The organism is Pseudarthrobacter sp. S9 (genome assembly GCF_050156545.1).
Lineage (GTDB): Bacteria > Actinomycetota > Actinomycetes > Actinomycetales > Micrococcaceae > Arthrobacter.
In genome coordinates this window covers 928,026-945,528 of the sequence record NZ_CP189576.1, presented here as the reverse complement: position 1 = coordinate 945,528, position 17,503 = coordinate 928,026, and the positions used below count along the sequence as shown (strand labels likewise).

Annotated in this window: 16 protein-coding genes and 2 pseudogenes; 11 read left to right on the top strand and 7 right to left on the bottom strand. The window is 63.5% G+C overall.

Annotated elements, in window-relative coordinates; translation table 11 throughout:
• Window positions 1-49 precede the first annotated feature (49 nt).
• Complete coding sequence (locus tag ACQCSY_RS04385; protein ID WP_427133502.1) at window positions 50-373, top strand: type II toxin-antitoxin system Phd/YefM family antitoxin; 324 nt, start codon at window positions 50-52, stop codon at window positions 371-373.
• Complete coding sequence (locus tag ACQCSY_RS04380; RefSeq protein WP_427133500.1) at window positions 357-632, top strand: type II toxin-antitoxin system RelE family toxin; 276 nt, start codon at window positions 357-359, stop codon at window positions 630-632. Before ACQCSY_RS04385 ends, ACQCSY_RS04380 begins: the two co-directional genes overlap by 17 nt.
• Before the next feature lie 493 nt (window positions 633-1,125).
• On the opposite strand, the gene ACQCSY_RS04375 is transcribed toward ACQCSY_RS04380, so the two are convergent.
• Entirely contained in the window at window positions 1,126-1,668 is a 543-nt protein-coding gene (locus tag ACQCSY_RS04375; RefSeq protein ID WP_427133498.1) for a FadR/GntR family transcriptional regulator, read from the bottom strand.
• Between the two features lie 68 nt (window positions 1,669-1,736).
• Between ACQCSY_RS04375 and ACQCSY_RS04370 the strand changes: the two genes are divergently transcribed.
• The 4 genes and pseudogenes from ACQCSY_RS04370 (at window position 1,737) to ACQCSY_RS04355 (ending at window position 5,746) form a co-directional block, all read left to right on the top strand.
• Window positions 1,737-2,615: a carbon-nitrogen hydrolase family protein gene (locus ACQCSY_RS04370; RefSeq protein WP_427133496.1), complete on the top strand. Its 879-nt coding sequence runs from the start codon at window positions 1,737-1,739 to the stop codon at window positions 2,613-2,615.
• A 10-nt stretch (window positions 2,616-2,625) separates the two neighbouring features.
• Window positions 2,626-3,981 (top strand): APC family permease, encoded by a 1,356-nt coding sequence (locus tag ACQCSY_RS04365; protein WP_427133494.1) that lies wholly within the window; start codon window positions 2,626-2,628, stop codon window positions 3,979-3,981.
• Between the two features lie 49 nt (window positions 3,982-4,030).
• A pseudogene (locus ACQCSY_RS04360) lies at window positions 4,031-4,813 on the top strand (carbon-nitrogen hydrolase family protein).
• A gap of 44 nt (window positions 4,814-4,857) precedes the next feature.
• Window positions 4,858-5,746: pseudogene (locus ACQCSY_RS04355) on the top strand (transposase domain-containing protein).
• Window positions 5,747-6,014: 268 nt separating this feature from the next.
• Here ACQCSY_RS04355 and ACQCSY_RS04350 read toward each other — a convergent pair.
• Both ACQCSY_RS04350 and ACQCSY_RS04345 read right to left on the bottom strand, forming a co-directional pair.
• Window positions 6,015-7,097, bottom strand: a complete 1,083-nt coding sequence (locus ACQCSY_RS04350) for a glycerophosphodiester phosphodiesterase family protein (RefSeq protein WP_427133492.1) — start codon at window positions 7,095-7,097, stop codon at window positions 6,015-6,017.
• 134 nt (window positions 7,098-7,231) lie between these two features.
• Window positions 7,232-7,699 carry an SRPBCC family protein gene (locus ACQCSY_RS04345; RefSeq protein WP_427133490.1) on the bottom strand — a complete coding sequence of 156 codons (468 nt, stop codon included), beginning with the start codon at window positions 7,697-7,699 and terminating at the stop codon, window positions 7,232-7,234.
• Window positions 7,700-8,255: 556 nt separating this feature from the next.
• Here ACQCSY_RS04345 and ACQCSY_RS04340 point away from each other — a divergent pair.
• The gene (locus ACQCSY_RS04340) at window positions 8,256-8,636 is read left to right on the top strand and encodes a VOC family protein (RefSeq protein WP_427133488.1); all 381 of its coding nucleotides are present in this window, start codon (window positions 8,256-8,258) and stop codon (window positions 8,634-8,636) included.
• Between the two features lie 150 nt (window positions 8,637-8,786).
• Here the strand turns inward: ACQCSY_RS04340 and ACQCSY_RS04335 are convergent, their stop codons facing one another.
• The 4 genes from ACQCSY_RS04335 to ACQCSY_RS04320 form a co-directional block, all read right to left on the bottom strand.
• Window positions 8,787-9,254 (bottom strand): SRPBCC family protein, encoded by a 468-nt coding sequence (locus ACQCSY_RS04335; RefSeq protein ID WP_427133486.1) that lies wholly within the window; start codon window positions 9,252-9,254, stop codon window positions 8,787-8,789.
• Between the two features lie 321 nt (window positions 9,255-9,575).
• Window positions 9,576-11,312 carry a hypothetical protein gene (locus tag ACQCSY_RS04330; RefSeq protein ID WP_427133485.1) on the bottom strand — a complete coding sequence of 579 codons (1,737 nt, stop codon included), beginning with the start codon at window positions 11,310-11,312 and terminating at the stop codon, window positions 9,576-9,578.
• Between the two features lie 608 nt (window positions 11,313-11,920).
• Window positions 11,921-12,382, bottom strand: a complete 462-nt coding sequence (locus ACQCSY_RS04325) for a LacI family DNA-binding transcriptional regulator (RefSeq protein ID WP_427133483.1) — start codon at window positions 12,380-12,382, stop codon at window positions 11,921-11,923.
• Window positions 12,383-12,936: 554 nt separating this feature from the next.
• Window positions 12,937-13,695, bottom strand: a complete 759-nt coding sequence (locus tag ACQCSY_RS04320) for a type II restriction endonuclease (protein ID WP_427133481.1) — start codon at window positions 13,693-13,695, stop codon at window positions 12,937-12,939.
• Between the two features lie 40 nt (window positions 13,696-13,735).
• Between ACQCSY_RS04320 and ACQCSY_RS04315 the strand changes: the two genes are divergently transcribed.
• Genes ACQCSY_RS04315 through istB form a run of 4 tightly spaced genes read left to right on the top strand, consistent with a single transcriptional unit; the run spans window position 13,736 to window position 17,066 of the window.
• Window positions 13,736-14,800 carry a DUF3320 domain-containing protein gene (locus ACQCSY_RS04315; protein WP_427133479.1) on the top strand — a complete coding sequence of 355 codons (1,065 nt, stop codon included), beginning with the start codon at window positions 13,736-13,738 and terminating at the stop codon, window positions 14,798-14,800.
• Window positions 14,801-14,808: 8 nt separating this feature from the next.
• A complete protein-coding gene (locus tag ACQCSY_RS04310; RefSeq protein WP_427133477.1) occupies window positions 14,809-15,039 on the top strand; it encodes a hypothetical protein in 231 nt (76 codons plus the stop codon).
• A 27-nt stretch (window positions 15,040-15,066) separates the two neighbouring features.
• Window positions 15,067-16,311, top strand: a complete 1,245-nt coding sequence (istA, locus tag ACQCSY_RS04305) for an IS21 family transposase (protein ID WP_427131282.1) — start codon at window positions 15,067-15,069, stop codon at window positions 16,309-16,311.
• Entirely contained in the window at window positions 16,308-17,066 is a 759-nt protein-coding gene (gene istB / locus ACQCSY_RS04300) for an IS21-like element helper ATPase IstB (RefSeq protein WP_427133476.1), read from the top strand. Before istA ends, istB begins: the two co-directional genes overlap by 4 nt.
• The last annotated feature ends 437 nt before the right edge of the window (window positions 17,067-17,503 follow it).

Here is a 17,503-nt window from a genome sequence, read left to right as displayed (position 1 = left end):
GCCTGTCGCGAGCGCTCTGTCATCGTCCACGCCTGCTGCGCGGGAATGAATGACAGAGCCACCATCTACGGTGGACTATTTTTTCGCTAAATTGTACAATTTAGCCATGAGTGATGTAAGTGCAACTGTTGCCCGCCAACGGTGGGCTGAAACTCTGGATTCGGCGCATCGGGAACCTGTCCGCATCTTGAGCCATGGCAGGGCCGTGGCCGTCGTAATGGATCCAGAGTTGGCTGAGAGGGCTCTGAGGGCGCTTGAGGATGCGGAGGACCTGGCGGCGGCTGACCGCGCCCTTGCCGAAACGGAGGCCGGAGCGCCCACGTACTCGCTGAAGGAAGTGGCGGCCGAGCTGGGAATTGAACTTGGCGGCTAGTCGCTATGAAGTCCGGCTGTCTGATGCAGCTCGCAAGCAGTTGCATAAATTCGACCGCTCCGTGCAGAGGTTCCTGCTCGAAGCACTTAGCCTGCTTGCGGACAATCCCCGGCCCCCAACCGCCAAATCTTTGGCCGGACGGTCTGGACAATTGCGCGTACGAGTCCGGGACTACAGAATCATCTATCAAATCAGGGATCAGGAGCTCCTCGTTTTGGTAGTTGCGATCGGACACCGCCGCGAAATCTACAACAAGTAGTTCTGAACTGCCGGTATCCAGCCCGGCCTTAAGGTCGGAGAGGATCATCGGCCAACCACCGTAGACCCAGAGCGGACTGGCTGAGCTCATCAGGGCCAGCCGCCACACCATTGTCCGGCTGGAGCAGGGAGAGAACGTGTCCTTGGAGACGGCACTCGCAGCGGTTCGTGCCCTCGAACGGGACGTTGCCCTCATCCCAAGGTTCGTGAAGCGGTGACGCGCAACGAACGGCTCGCTGTCTGAGCTGAGTTGGTCACGCTGTCTGGAATTCATCGACGACTCCAGAAACTCCAGGAAGTCTATCCGCAAGAAGCCTGAATGCGACGGAGAGCTGGTCGCGGCCGGTGGCTTGGGCGATTTGAGAGAGAGTGGCGCCGGCCCGGAAGGAATTTTGGACCAAATCCACCTCGCCATGGGTCCACCGTTGCTTGCGTTTCGGGCAGTTCGGATCTTCCAGCTGGCCCTGGGGCTCAAGTAGTAGGCCCGTCAACGCTTATTGACTGCGACGCACTGGGGCAGGTTTGCCGGTGCCGTCCGTCAGACCCATGAACATCGTCCTGTGAAGCACGTCCACATGCTTGCGGGAGACTTCCACCGCGCCATGGCCATCACCGGCCCGCAAGGCCGCCACAAGCGCGATGTGGTCCTGGTTTGATTGATGCAGTAGCTCGATCGGGTAAGGGATGAAGTAGGCATAGAGCTCTGCCAAGGTCTCGTGATAGGCATCCACCGCCGCGCCCAGCCCCGACGACATCCCCACCAACTGGTGAAATTGCTCGTCGGCCTGATGATAGTCGGACCAGTCGGTAGATCCGGCCATTTCGTGGGTCAGCCGTTCGAGCTCATCGAGCTGTTCTGCTGTGGCATTAACCGCCGCGTAGTGCGTAACCGCGCATTCGAAAAGGAGCCGCCTGTCCACCAGCCGGTTCACGGCCCGGGACTCGGCGGGTGATGCGGAGAGCTCGGCAAGCACGCTGCGCGGTGGCTCGTCAGCCACAAACGTTCCGCCGCCCCGGCCGCGGCGGCGGACCACCACGCCCTGCTCCGCAAGGCTCGCCAGTGCCCGGCGTGCAGATCACATCCCCAACGTGGAGACAAAGCCCCATGCAACGCATCCTTCCCCTCATCGCGGCCCAGGCCCCGCCGCGGCTCATCGGTGAACCCCTTTCGGCTTTCGCCGACGAGGTCACAGCGGCCCTGGCCGTCAAACCTGACAGCAAGCTGGTGGTGTTTCCTGAGCTCCACCTTTTCGGCGATTCGTACCCCGACCTGCAGCGCACGGAGGCTCTGCTGGACTCCGCGGAGCCGCTGGGCGGCCCGCGCGTCAAGGAGTTGAGGGAGCTTGCCGCGGACCTTGGCATCTGGCTGGTGCCGGGCAGCGTGTGCGAGCGCGGCCCGGAAGGCCAGCTGTTCAACACCCAGCTGGTCCTTTCCCCGGACGGGGAGCTCGCGGGGTATTACCGGAAGGTTTTCCCGTGGCGCCCGTTCGAGCCCTACGACCCCGGCGACCGGTTCACCACCGTGGATCTGGCCGGAATCGGCAGGGTTGGCCTGAATATCTGCTACGACGCGTGGTTCCCGGAGGTGTCCCGCCAGCTCGCCTGGATGGGTGCCGAAGTCATCCTGAACGTCGTGAAAACCACGACGCCAGACCGCCGGCAGGAGCTGGTGCTGGCAAAGGCGAACGCCATTGTGAACCAGGTCTTCGTGGTCAGCGTCAACTGCGCCGGCCCAACAGGCAAGGGCATGAGCCTCATCGTCGACCCGGAGGGAAACACCCTGGCCGAGGCCGCCGACGACGCTTCGGTGCTGCTCGCGGCGGATCTGGACCTTGCCGCCGTCGAACACGTCCGTACCCACGGGACCGAGACCCTCAACCGTCCTTGGTCCCAGTTCCGTGACGGCGAGGCCGCCGTCGAACTGCCCGTTTATCAGGGCCGGATCAATCCGGTGACCTGGACGCCCCAGTCCTTCAATTCCTAAGGAAGCTTTCGTGACAACACAACCTACCCTGACCCGCACGCTAAAGCTGCCCTCCCTGGTGCTGTTCGGCCTGGCGTACCTGACCCCGCTGATCGTCCTGGCCATCTTCGGCCTCATCGCCGAGGCCACGGGCGGGGCGACGCCTTCGGCCTACCTGGTGGCGATGGTGGCCATACTGTTCACGGCCCACAGCTACGGCCGGATGGCCATCGCCTATCCCGTGGCCGGGTCCGCCTACACCTACGTCCGCCGGTCCATCGATCCCAGGGTGGGTTTCCTCGTGGGCTGGGCCACCCTGCTGGACTACCTCTTCCTGCCCATGGTGATCTGGCTCATCGGCGGCTCCTACCTGAGCGCGCAGTTCCCCGGCGTCCCTATCGGGCTCTGGATCGTGGGCTTCATCGCCGTCACCACCGCCCTGAACATCCTCGGCATCAAGGTGGCGGACAAGGCCAACTACGTCCTGATGGCGTTCCAGCTGCTGGTGATCGTGATCTTCGTGGCCCTGGCCATCGGCAATGTGGTCTCCACCTCCGGCGCCGGCGGGCTGGCCAGCACCCAGCCGTTCTTCAACGACACCTCCAGTTTCGCCACCATCTCCGCCGGCGCGGCCATCGCGGCCTACTCGTTCCTCGGGTTCGACGCCGTCACCACCCTCACCGAGGAAACTGTTGACCCGCGCCGGAACGTGCCCCGCGCCATCATGCTCATCGCCCTGATCGGCGGCGGCATCTTCGTGGCCGTCTCCTACGTGACCCAGCTGGTCCATCCCGGGGGAGTGTTCGAGGACTCGGCCTCCGCGGCCAGCGCCATCGCGCTGCAGATCGGCGGCCAGCTGTTCGGGGCGGTGTTCCTCGCCGGGCTGGTGGTGGCGCAGTTCGCGTCCGGCCTCGCCGCGCAGGCCAGTGCCTCGCGGCTGATCTACGCCATGGGCCGCGACTCGGTGCTGCCCAAGGCGGTCTTCGGCCGGCTCAATGCGAAGTTCCACACGCCTGTGGTGAACCTCGTCATCACCGGCGCAGTCGGGCTGATTGCCATCTTCCTGGACGTGGCCACGTCGACGTCGTTCATCAACTTCGGCGCCTTCACCGCCTTCACGCTGGTCAATGTCTCAGTGGTGTTCCACTACGTGCGCCAGCGCCGTGCCGGGAACCACCTGAACGCCGTGTCCTACGTGGCGGTCCCGGCGGTCGGAGCCATCATCTGCACCTACCTGCTCTCCCAGCTGGACAGCAACGCGATTACGCTGGGAGTGTCGTGGCTTGCACTGGGCATCATGGTCCTGGCCCTGATCACCCGCGGTTTCAAAGCGGCGCCGCCGGAAATGGCAGCCACGGAGAAGGCGACGGTTGAGGCGGCCGTCTAAGGCGGCCCGTTCTCCTGGAACTGAAGCCAACAAGCCGGAAGGAACAGGTGTGAGGATAGCGCTCGGGCAGCTGGAGTCCGGCACAGACATCAGGGCCAATCTTGCCGCGATCGACCGCTTCACTGCGGCGGCTGCGCGCGACGGCGCCACGCTGGTTGCCTTCCCGGAGTACGCCACGTACGAAAAGAAAATCGTGGACGCTTCCTTCCCCGAAGTCGCCGAGCCGCTGGACGGCCCCATCTGCCGGGAGCTCGCGTCCACCGCCGCCCGCCACGGCATAGCGCTGGTGGCGGGCGTCGTGGAAGCATCCGGCAAGCCGGATTAGGCCTACAACACCCTGGTTGCCTTCGGTCCGGACGGAAACCAACTCGCCGCGTACCGGAAGATCCACCTCTTCGACGCCCAGGGTTTCGGCGAATCGCGGTTCATCAAGCCGGGTCCTTCCACCAGCCCGGTGGTGTTCGAGTCGGGAGGAGCGCGGTTCGGCCTCATGGCCTGCTACGACCTGCGGTTCCCGGAACTGGCCAGGTCGCTGGCCGACGCCGGCGCGCAGGTTCTGCTGGTTTGCTCGTCTTGGGTGCCGGGCACCCACAAGACCGAGCAATGGCTGGCGCTCAACGCTGCGCGCGCCATCGAGAACAGTGTGTATGTGGCAGGGGTGTGCCAGGCGCCCCCGGTCTCCGTGGGACGCAGCATTCTGGTCGATCCCATGGGGTTCATTGAAGCCGACCTTGGCCTCGAACCCGGCGTCCGGGCCGTGGACATCTCGCTCGAGACGGTGGCCCGGGTACGGGAGGCCTTCCCGATGTTCCGGCAGCGGCGGCTGCCTTAGCCGCAATACCGTTCAGTTAAGATTGTTTGCGGTATCGTGGTGGGATGCCTCGTTCAGGACAAGTGAAACCAACCTCTGATACGCGACTGCCGGATGTTATCTCGGTGGGATTGCTGACGAAGGTGTTCCCGGCGCACGTGATCGATGAGGTGATAGCCGAGGCCGGGCGCACCCAGCAACGCAGCAGGGCGCTTCCGGCTCGGGTGATGGCGTATTTCTCCATCGGCATGGCCTTGTATTCCGATGGCTCTTACGAGGATGTGTTCGAGCACCTGACCGACGGGCTCTCCTGGTCCTCGGGATTCGCGGAATCATGGGCCCCGCCGAGCAAGTCCGCGATCTTCCAGGCGAGGGCGCGGCTGGGTTACGAGCCGATGCGCGACCTGTTCACCCGGGCGGCCCGCCCCCTGGCCGCGCCCGGCACTCCCGGTTCCTTCCTGGCCGGGCGGCGCCTGCTGGCGGTCGACGGAATCTGCCTGGACCTGGCCCGATGGATCCTGGCTGGCCGAAATCAATCCTTCCTCGACCAAGGACCGCCTGGACAACCCGCCGCTGACGGTGCGGGTCATTGACTACACGATCGATGACGGCCGGGAAAACCCGGAGGAGTACCGGTTGCTGACCACGATCCTGGATCCGGAGGAGGCAGGCGCCGAGGACCTTGCCCTGGCCTATGCCCAGCGGTGGGAGATCGAGAACACCTTCGATGAACTCAAAACCCACCAGCGCGGGCCCCGGGCCGTGCTGCGCTCCAAGTCCCCGGACCTGGTCCTCCAGGAAATCTGGGGGCACCTGTGCTGCCACTACGCCATCCGGACCCTCATGGCAGCCGTCGCCGCCCAAGAAGGGCACGACCCGGACAGGGTCTCGTTTGTCGCGGCCCTGCGCATCGCCCGGCGCTCGGTCGCCCAGGGCGCTTTTCCCCCCTCATGAGACCGGGATGCTCACCGCGCTCTGGAACACGGCCATCGGCAAACTCCGCAAACGGCTCAACCCGCCCCGGAGACGACGCTCCAACCCCCGGGTCGTGAAACGCAAAGTCCTCAAATGGCCAGCCAAACGCTCCCATCACGCCGGGCACCCGCAACCCGCCTATGGGCCCGACGTCCACATTCACGAACTTAACTGAACGGTATTGGCCTTAGCCGTGGCAAACGCCGGTGGCGGCCATTGAGTGGCCGCCCCCGCCGTTGTCGTGCTTCTAGGCCTTCGGTGAGTATGCCTTGGGGAGCTTCATCCCGCGCTCTTCCAGAACGGTGCGCAGGCGGGTGGGGTAGTCGCTGATGATGCCGTCAACGCCGAGGTCCATCAGCCGCTTCATGTCCGCTGTGGTGTTGACGGTCCAGGGGATGACCGGCAGGCCGAGTTCGTGGGCTTCGGTGATCATTGCCGGGGTGACGGAGGAGAAGGCGGGCGAGATGATGTCGTAGCCCTGGGCGGCGGCTGCTTTGGCAAGGGATCCGCCGTAGGTGTCGATGTCGATGCCGCCGAGGTTGGGGCTGGCGCCGGGCTGGCCGCCCTCGAGCCAGGCGTCGCCGCTGGACAAGGCAACGAGCGGCAGCTCCGGGGCGATCTTCCTGGTGAGTTTCAGTGAGGACCAGTCGAAGGACTGCACGGTGCTGCGCTCGGCCATGCCTGCGGTGTGGATCTCCTCGACCACGGCCTTGGTCAGCGCCACCATGCCCTCGCCGCCGGACTTCCCGTCCTCCACCTTGGTCTCGATGTTGAAGCGGACCTTCTTGGCGTCGGCGTCGCGCACCAGCCCGAAGACGTCCTTGAGCTCGGCGATCCGGTTGCCCTCGATCACGTCCTGCTCCGGGTACCCGCTCAGCTGGGTAAACCCGCAGTCCAGGGTTTTGATCTGCGCGAGCGACAGCTCGGCGACGCGGTCCCCAACATATGGGAATTGCGGGTCGCCGGGTGTCGCGGGCGCGGTGTCGCGGCATTTGTCCGCCTGGATGGTGTCGTCATGCCAGACGATGACCTTGCCATCGGTAGTCAGGTGGGTGTCCAGCTCCAGGGTGGTCACGCCGAGTGTCAGCGAGTTGGCGAACGCGGCCAGGGATTCCTCGGTCCATTCGCCGCGGCCCCCGCGGTGGGCCTGCAGGTCAAAGGAGCCGTTGCTCTCGTTGGTTTTGATGCGGGCCGTTGCGGTTGCGGCAGCCGTTGCGGAAGCGTTCGACGACGGCGCGGGGCCGGCTTCGGGGGTGGAAGCGGCGACGGCGGGGCTCGCCAAAGAAGCGATGAGCGCGGCGGCAGCCGCGGCAGTCAGGGGTGTGCGCATGGGAATGGTTCCTCCTGGATGACGGTTACCGGCGCTGCGCCGGCGACTCGACCACCGTAGGGAGGCGAGACGGACTGGGAGTTCGGGGAGCTGGACTCGGGGTGAACACTTCATCGGCGCGCGGCCGCGCGGTTTCAAGTGCGACTGCCCAATACCGCCTGCAATTTCTCGAACGACTCGGTCCATCCGGTGCGGTGCAGGGTCAGCCGCTCGTCCGTCAGGAACGGTCCCTGCGAGAGAACCAGGCGCGTGGCTTCGCCGGTGCTCCCGAGTGACAGGTCGACGACGGTTTCCCGGTCGTCTGGTGTCGGTTCCTCCCAACGGAAGGTGTACACCAGGCGCCATGGGGGATCGATCTCCAGGAACTCGCCTGAGAGGTGGAACGGTTCGCCGTCCGGTGGCGTCATGCGGAAGCGGTAGCGGCCGCCTTCCGTGAGGTTCAATTCAGCTGCAGGGATGGTGAAGCCGTGCGGACCCCACCACTTCACCAGTTCGGTCGATTCCGTCAGCATCCTGAAAACTTCTTCCGGGGGAGCATCGAGCGTGCATTCCAGGCTCAGGACCAGCCCGCCCGTTTCCTCATTCCCGGTTGCCTCGTTCATGATCTAACTCTGGCATCGCGCGGACGCTGACGGAAGCGGATCGGGCTGGCAGCCGTCTGTCACTTCGCAAGCCTTAGCACCTTGCCTTCCGTCACGGCCTGGCGGGACAGTGTTTGGTAGCCCTCCTGCTCGAACAGCACCGTGATCACGTCCCCTCATGCCTCATGCCTCACCAGGGGGTCCTTCATGCGCAGGCGCTGTTGAAGTGTTCCCCTGAGCGAGCAAACCCGGCAGCTCGTGGAAGACGGGTTCCTCGCGGCGATGCTGATAGGGCTTGCGGTGTGCGCATGGAACTCGTCCGGGGCCGGCCCAGGACCCTTCAGCCGGACGCCAGCACCCCTATTTCCGCAGGCCCAAATCGGTCCATAATGGCCACATAAGCTTCGGGGACCCTCGCGCCGATGATGGCTGGGGCGGCGTTGAAGAGTCCCAGGTGGCTGCCCTCACTCGGCGCAACGGGCGGTCACGGGGCCCGGACACAAGGACGTTCCGGGGTCCGAAATCGGGGGGATCATCGCCATCGCTGTGACACATCAAAGCACAGAAGGAGATCATCATGCTGAAGGATTCAAACATCATCGCTGTCCTCGCCGCGAAGGACATCAACAGGGCGAAGGATTTCTACCGGGACAAGCTCGGAATCGAACCCTCCGAATCCATGGAGGAAGGCAGCGTGATGTACCGCGGCGGCAACGGAACGGGCTTCCTCATTTACCAGACAGACAATGCAGGGACAGCCAAGAACACCCAGATGGGCTGGGAAACGGACAACCTCGAACGCGAGATGGAGGAAATGCGAGGCCGCGGCGTCGTCTTTGAAGAGTACGATTTTCCCGGTCTGAAGACGGAGAACGGCATTGCCACTGCTGACTGGGGCAAGTCCGCCTGGTTCCTGGACAGCGAGGGCAACATTCTCAACATCTCCCAGCGCACGTAGGCCGGAGGCTGGCGCCGATCAGCAACGCAAGCATCGCTGCCGCCAGCAACGAAACCGAAGAGAAACCGGCCCCCGACTTGAAGGAGGGGGCCGGTTTCAGCGTGGATACGATCTGACAGCGCAGAAACTCCCACAGCGGACCAGGCTTCCTCAGGTGCGACTAGCTAATACCGCCTGCAATTTCTCGAACGACTCGGTCCATCCGTTGCGGTGCAGGGCCAGCCGTTCCTCGGTCAGGAACGGTCCCTGCGAGAGCACTACGCGCGTGCCTTTGCCGGTACTCCCGAGCGAGAGGTCGACGACGGTTTCCCGGTCGTCCGGGGCCGGTTCCTCCCAGCGGAAGGTGTACACCAGGCGCCATGGAGGATCGATCTCCAGGAACTCGCCTGAGAGGTGGAACGGTTCACCGTCCGGTGGCGTCATGCGGAATCGGTAGCGGCCGCCTTCCGTGAGGTTCACTTCGGCTGCAGGAATGATGTAGCCGCGCGGACCCCACCACTTCACCAGTTCGGTCGATGCCGTCAGCATCGTGAAGACTTCTTCCGGGGGACCAGCGAGCGTGGACTCCAGGTTCAGGACCAGCCCGCCAGTTTCCTCATTCCCGGTTTCCTCATTCATCCTTCAACTCTGGCATCCTGCGGACGCTGACGGAAGCGGATCGGTCTGCCGGCCGACGGTCACGTCGCAGCCGTCGCCGGCACGCAAGGAAGCCAGCGTGCACATCACTGTGGCCCTGCCGGTGATCCGCACGTCCCGTGGACCACCGGCACGGCCTTCGACATAGCGGGCAAGGGCATCGTGAACCTGTCGCAGCATGATCGAGGCCCTGCGCCAGGCCGCGGAGATGTCGCCGAGTCCGGCGCTGCAGAAGTAGGGTCTGCCCGGACGGCGAGATGCCGGCGCTAAACCGCAACGCAGGGTCACTTACGGCTCGGCCGCCTACTTGGCCACGGCTGCTGTTGGAGCGGAGGTTCTGGAGAAGGTCGTGTATCCGGTCTTGGACCCGGTGACCTTGACGGTCAGGGTTTTGGCGGCGTCGGTTGTGGTGGGTTTGTAGGTGGCTGCGTTGGCTCCGGTGATGGCAATGCCGGAGCGGTACCACTGGTAGCGGAGTGTGACAGGTGAGGGCCCCCAGGTGCCGGGGTTGGCGGTGAGGGTGGACCCCACCTGGGCGGTCCCGGTGATGGTGGGTGTGGCCCTAACCAGCGATCCCTTGAGTACCGCTGCTGTTGGGGCGGAGGTTCGGGAGAAGGTGGTGAAGCCGGTCTTGGACCCAGTGACTTTGACTGTGAGGATCGCGCCAAGATCCTCCGGCACGGGGGTGTAGGTGGCGGAGCTGGCCCCGATGATGAGGGTGCCGGAGCGGTACCACTGGTACCGGAGCGTTACCGGGGCCGGGCCCCACACGCCGGGTGCGGCCGTGAGGGTGGTCCCGACCATGGGAGTCCCTGTGACCGCGGGAGTGGACCTGGTCAGTGAACCCTTAGCTATCCCGGCCGTCGGAGCAGACGTTTTGGCAACGGTGGTGTAGCCGGACTTGGACCCGGTCACCTTCACAGTCAGGGACGTCGCGACGTCGGAGGCGGTGGGGGTGTAGGTGGCGGCGTTTGCGCCCGTGATGAGGACGCCGGCGCGGTACCACTGGTAACTGAACGATGCCGGCGACGGCGCCCAAATGCCCGCCGTCGCCGTGAGGGTCTGGCCGACCTGGGGCGTACCGGTGATCGTTGGAATTGGGGTGGCGCTCAGTGAACCGTTGGCCACCGCTGCGGTGGGTGCCGATTTCTTGGTGACTGTCGAATAGCCGGCCTTGGAGCCGGTGACGCTTACGGTGATGGTATTTCTGGCGTCGGCGACGGCCAGGGCGTAGGTGACTGCGTTGGCGCCGGCGATGGCAACTCCCGAGCGGTACCACTGGTATGCCAGGATGACTGGGGAAGGCCCCCAGCTGCTAGCGTTGGCCGTGAGCGTGGAACCAACCTGTCCGGCCCCGGAAATCGTCGGAGTGGATCCGACCAGAAGACCCTTGAAGGTCATTGTCCAGGACGAGGGGACGTTCGAGGCCAGCACGTAGCCGGTCCGCGCCTTTGCGGTGACTGTGACCTTACCTGTGCCAGGGTACGTACCGGCGGAAACCTCCTTGCCCTCGATGAGGTACTGGACTCCGGTTTTGGTGGGGACCGTGTATGTGTCGTCCTTGATGCCATCCGTGTCAGTAAAGGCCACCGCGGCAGGAGACACTGTGGTCGGAGGCGCTTCATCGATTACCGTGACGGTGTCCAGGGTTCTGAACCCGGAGGAGCTGTTCCCCCAGGTGTCTCGCAGAGGGTAAAGCACCACCTCCCACTGTCCGGTAGCGGCCCCCTGCGGAATGACTATGGTGTGCTTCCAGATGCCGTCCTGCATGGTCCCGGAAACCAGCGTCATGCCGCCAAAGCCCTGGCTTTGGCCACCGCCATAGACCCAACCCCACGGATCGGGGTCGACCCAGTTGGCGATCATGGTCGGCGATTGCACAGCCGTGTCATCGACCAGATGAATGGTGACGTTGATCGTGGCCGGACCGTTGTGGAGATTTAGGTTTGTCGACGTAACCGACTGACTAACGAGCGCCGGTCCTGACATGTCGGATGCCTGTGCCGGGGCGGCGAAGGTGACGCCCGTTGTTACGAACAAGGTCACAAGGACCATCAATGTCATCAAAGGCCGGGCGCGATTGAAGAAGGGCATGAGTTTCCCCCAAAGTGTTGCCTGGGAAAGGCTGAGTGATGCCTGCAAGAACCGCAGACACGTGAAGCATACACATGAAACTTCAACTATTGGGTCTTATTTCCACCAGCGGGTCTGGCGGCATTCTGTTTTCTACAGTCGCTGCCTCGTGGGTAAGGATGACGGAATCAACGAAGCATCCTGTATCTGAACCGGAACCACGAAACTGCCATACGTCGAATGGCCTGAAGACGAACGGTTGCCTGATGCCGTTTCCTGGCCTCGGAATTTGCGGAAACTTAGCTGTGAAGTAAGGGTTCCATAGTCAACGGGCCGTCCATATTCCGCTTTGAAACGAGCAGCGTGGACGGCACTTTTTCGTATGACCGATGGCGTGGCGGGAGCCGAGGGTGTGAGCGGCACAGTCTGGACGCGCTGGTCCTAATTCTTGGCCGTGAGGTAAGCACTTTCGCCGGGGCGACGATATGTGACACGTTTGAATTTGCCGAGACTATCGGCCTCACTATCGAGTTGAGACTGTAAGTCCGCCAGAAAGAACTGGTATTTTTCTGGTTCTAAGTTGGACTTGTGCAGGAAGAGATTGCATGCACCTGCCATACGGGAACGTTGGGCCCCAGCAGCTGCCTGGTCTCCGGCGTGATCACCGCGGAGATGAGGATGACTCCGGCGGCCCGGTAGGTGCGCAGGGTCCGCAGGTAGCCGGCGATGTAGGCGGACTTGGCGCCGGTGCGGCCGAGCATCACGGCGTAGCCGCGTTCCTGTGCTTCCTCCTCTACGCCCTGCATGACCTGGGAGGCCAGGGCGTCGGAGACCATCGGTGCGAGCAGGCCGATCACAGACGTCTGCCGGGTCTTGAGGCCCCGGGCGAGGTAGTCCGTCTCGTAGCTGAGGCTCTTGACCGCGGTCTCGACGCGTTCCCGGGTCTCGTCCGAGTAACCGACGAGACCGTTGACAACCCGGGAAACGGTGGCGGGTGAGACGCCGGCGTGCTTGGCGACATCGCGGATGGTGACCATTGTTCCTCCTCCCTGAGGTGTCTTTGTTGTCTGCTGCTCGCGTTACGTAACCGGTTTCGGAAAACGGTTTACGTAAACGGTTTCGTTAGGTGCAGGATCAACAGTAAAGGGTGGGTGGCGGATCGCGTTGCGTTTCGTAAACGGGACATCGAAGCAGCGTCGCAGATGGCGTTGCCGGAAACATGCCCGCGGTCGTGGTGTTCCCGCTGCCTCACAATTGGTAGTTAGGTCTGGCGCGGCCCCCAGAGGGAAATACGCTCAGCGGCGTCTTGTGGCCTTGGTCTCGTGTCGAGCGCTGAGCGTGGCGGTGGCCAGTAGGATCAACTCCTGTGGAGAATTCATGCAGCCGATTGCGCCGTGGCTCTGAGCCTCTTAACATGCTCGGGAGCGCGGGAACCAGCATGGAAAAGGAACGGTGTGCGATCGCTGTCCTGACGCAGGGTGTCCAGCAATGTATCCGGCACGCGAATCGCCGGGCGGCCCGTATCAGAAATGACCAAGTCGTAGAAACGCGCTGGAAGCCGCTGTAGAGTCTCGGGGTCGTGAAATGGCTGTCAGAGGATCGCCGGCTGAGACGGACCCTGCCGATCGCGTTCCCTTGCCATGGCGATGAAGTCATCCACACTCATCAGCCATTGTCGCTGCTCCGGCTTGTACGGTTCATGCAGAGTGAGGGGGATGACGAGCTGGATCCTATGGTCCTTCATCTCGTCGGTCTGCGCGGGGCTGATCGGGCTTTCGAGCGTCAGGAGGTGCTTGTCCTCGATGCGTTTGGCCTCGCTGATGACCTGCCGCCACCGGTCCTTGCAGGTGGTCTTGACGCCGAGCATCGTCAGTTCGAGTGCGGGGAAGTCGGGATCGCGGTATTCATCGATGCCCGGAAAGACAAAGTCGGGGCGCGCCCTGTTTTCCGTCACGGGGTTGAATGTGTGGCGGACGTCCAGCGCGGAAAATAGAGCGATGAGCTGGTTCTCCAGCCCCTTTCCGGCACGGCTTTTACGACGGTTGTGCAGGGATAGGGAGACTTCTATGAATTTGTCCACGTCCACGTGGCCGTCAGTGTAGAGGGCATCGAGGGTGTCAGTGGCGAGGTGACGTTCCAAGGTTCTGAAGAGTATTTCTTCCTGCTCTAGCCAGGCCATCAGCACCTTGTCGGGGTCGTCGGCCGGGTGGAGATCGGGGAGTGTGGAGCGGGCGAAGGCGCCGAACTCGGCAGAGGTGGGGAAGCGGGGTCCGAATTTGGCCAGGATTCTGTCCAGCCAGTCGTCGTTGCGTGGTTCGATAGCGATGCCGAGCATGTCCAGCAGGTACATGGCGGGCAGACCCAGATATGACGGCCGGCGTAGCCCGGTAGTGGACCTGCACCGCGAGGAAATCGCCGACTTGCTTGGCGACCGCGGCTTTGCAGTCGCCACCGACGTTGGACTCTCTGATTTCAAGGTGGACATCAGTGTCGCGTCTCAGGACACGCCGGGACGGCCGTTGATGGCTGTCCTCCTGGACAGCCCTGTGTGGGCGGCACGTCGCACTGCAGGCGACCGCGATGGGCTGCCGGGCGACGTTCTGACCCGAATGATGCAATGGCCCGCCGTGCAGCGAGTTTGGCTGCCCGCCTGGCTCAATGACCGCGAAGCCGTGCTGGACACGCTGGAGGCGGCTTTCGCGGAGGCGCAAATATCTGGGGCCAAAGAGGATGTGCCGGAGCTGGAAGCGGTGCCCGACCGCGCGCTCGGTGTGGAGGTCTCGGCGACCGCTCCCGCTGTCTCGGTGGCGGGAGATACAGACGAACCAACGGAATTCCGTCAGATTGCCGGGGCAGCCGAGTCCCCGCGAGCCACCGCCGTCCTGGAGCCGGAAAGGCCGGCCTTTGAACCGTGGGGTGTGCGGCGATTCGGGGGCAGGGAGGTTCTGGACACACTGCATTCCAGACGGTCCGTGCTCGCCGTTCGCGAGGCGATCCGTGCCATCGTTGACGCGGAGGGGCCGATTCATCAGGAGCGGCTGGCCAAACTGGCTTGCGCAGCGTTCAACCTCAATAAGGTCAACACGGACCGGGCCAATTCCGTCTTGGATGCTTTGGACTCATCGGTTCATCGCTGCGATCGGGACGGATTTATCTGGGACACCTCAGTGGACCGGGAGGCCTGGACACAGTTTCGGCCAAATGGGCCCGACACTGACCGAAAGCCGGAGCACATCAGCGTGGTTGAACTCCGGAATGCGATGGTTGAAATCGTCCGGAGCGCCGGTGGAATCGCCATCGACGAGCTGCACAGAGAGACAATCCGAACCTTCGGCGGAAAACGCAGGACGGCGGGCGTCACCGCCCGCCTCAATCAAGGGCTGCAGTACGGCGTGGACACGGAACGGCTGGAACTGCGCGGTGATCTGGTGCATCTGCCTGGGCGGGACGTCTAGGAACAACTATGGATTCGATGGAAATAGTAGTCTTCAATTCCCATTACCTCATGGACGAGACCGGCCGTTGTCGGAGCTTCAGTAGTGAACCCGAGTATGACGAGGCCATGTCCTCCGTCTTCAACTACTTCGCCTTGGTGACGGTGGAGGAGGCTCGTGAACTCTCCGGAGTCCTGAGTAGGGGATACAACCGTCAGGTGTTAACGCCAACCGAAAATAGGGCCAGGAACGCCAACTGAAAACAGGGCCACCGACCATTATGGAAGGTGATCAATTTGGATGATTGGGCGGAGATACGCCACCTGTTTTCGACGGGCAAGCACTCTAAGCGTGAGATCGGCAGGATCGTGGGTGTTTCCCGCGGAACGGTGGACCGGGCGCTGGAGTCGGACCGGGCGCCGAAGTACCAGCGGGCGGCCGGAGTGTCGAGTTTTGATGCGTTTGCTCCAAGGGTGCGGGAGCTGTTGGTGAAGACGCCGACGATGCCGGCCGCAACGCTCGCGGAGCGGGTGGGTTGGTCTGGTTCCGCGTCGTTGTTCCGAACGAAGGTCGCCGTGATCCGGCCTGAATACGCCCCGCCGGACCCGGCCGATCGTCTGGTCCACGAGCCGGGGTTCCAGGTCCAGTGCGATCTCTGGTTCCCGCACGAGCCGCTGCCCATCGGTGCGGGCCAGAACGATACACCTCCTGTGCTGGTGATGACTTCGGCGTTCTCGGGATTCATCCAGGCCCGAATGCTGCCCTCACGGACGACGCCGGACCTTCTGGGCGGAATGTGGACTCTGCTCCAGGACGCGCAGGCGGTTCCATCCCGGCTGTTGTGGGACAACGAGTCCGGCATCGGCAGGCGCCGGCCCACCCAGCCGGTGGCCGCGTTCGCCGGGTCCCTCGGGTTGGAGATCAAGCTGCTTCCGCCGCGGGATCCGGAGTCCAAGGGCATGGTCGAGAGGATGAACAGGTTCTTCCGGCAACGCTTCATGCCGGGCCGGGACTTCCGGTCACCAGCGGATTTCAACGGCCAGCTGGAGGACTGGCTGCCCAAGGCCAATCACCGGTACTCGCGGTCCCGCCACGGCCGCCCTGACGAGCTGATCGTCCTGGACCGGGAAAGGATGCGGGAACTGCCGCCGGTAAGCCCGGAGACCATGTTCCGCAACGCGGTGCGGCTGCCGCGGGATTACTACGTGCGGGTGTTCTCCAACGACTATTCCGTGGACCCGTCGTTCATTGGGCGGATCGTGGATGTCGTCGCTGATCTGGACACCGTCTGGGTCACCCATGACGGCGTCATCATCGCTACCCACGTCCGGGTCTGGGCCCGGCATCTGGTGGTGACCGATCCGACCCACGTGGCCCGCGCGGCGGTGATGCGCCGGGACTTCCGGACCCAAAGAGTCCACCGCCCCGAACCGCCAGAATCTGTGCAGGTGCGGGATCTGGCCGCCTATGATGAGATCTTTGGCATCGACCTCGGCCAACAGCCGGCGGGGCTGCTGGAGACGGCGTCATGACCGGGACACCGTCACAGATCGAGTACTACGCCCGGGCTCTGCGCGCACCACGGATCAGCGACGGGTTCCGCCGTCTCGGCGACCAGGCCCGGGACGCCGGCTGGTCCCATGAGGAGTACCTGGCCGCGGTCCTCTCCCGTGAAGTCTCCGAACGCGAAGCCTCCGGAGCGGCGACCCGGATCAAGGCCGCAAGGTTCCCCGCGCACAAGGACCTTGAGGAGTTCAACTTCGACCACCAACCCTCCGCGGACCGGAACCTCATCGCGCATCTGGGCACCGGGGTGTTCCTCTCCGAGGCCAAGAACGTGGTCCTGCTCGGGCCGCCCGGTACCGGCAAAACGCACCTCGCGGTCGGGATCGCCATCAAGGCGGCCAAGGCCGGGCACCGGGTCCTTTTCGACTCCGCGACCGGCTGGGTCGCCCGGCTGCAGGAGGCTCATTCCCGCGGGAAACTCGCCCAGGAACTGGTCAAGCTACGCCGCTACGGGCTCCTCATAATTGACGAAGTAGGCTATATCCCGTTTGACCAGGACGCCGCGAACCTGTTCTTCCAGCTTGTCTCCAGCCGCTACGAACACGCGTCCATGATTTTGACGTCCAACCTCCCGTTCGCCCGCTGGGGCGATGTCTTCGGGGACCTGACCATCGCCTCGGCCATGATCGACCGGATCGTCCACCACGCCGACGTCATCAGCCTCAAAGGCAACAGCTACCGGCTCAAAAAACACCAACCCGCTGCCAGTACGGCACAATAGAACCACAACCCCGTGGCCCCGTTTTCAAATGGCACTATTGGTCCTATTTTCGGTTGGCGTTAACATCAGGGCCAGTGGAAGATCTTTGATCCCGTTTCCTTCGCCATCGTCCACAACTTGAACGGCGAGGACATAGGCGTCCCTCTGGTGCTCTGGATGCATGGTAGGGCTGTAATGGAGCTCCAGCAGAGGTACTGCATCACCTTCGAGAACACTTTCCCGCATTTTTCGGGGCGCGGCTGAGAATCGAATTGCTTAGGGGCACTGGCGTATGCAAGAAAGACGAATTTCCTGTCCTTGTTGTGGCAAGGACCTCTGCGCAAGCTACTGGGACGGCGTGGTTCCTCTACTCGCTTATCTGGGAGACCCCTGTCCAGGCTCCGGATTATCCTATTCATCGGCTGAGAGCCAGGCTCCTGTCGCAACGGAATCGATGT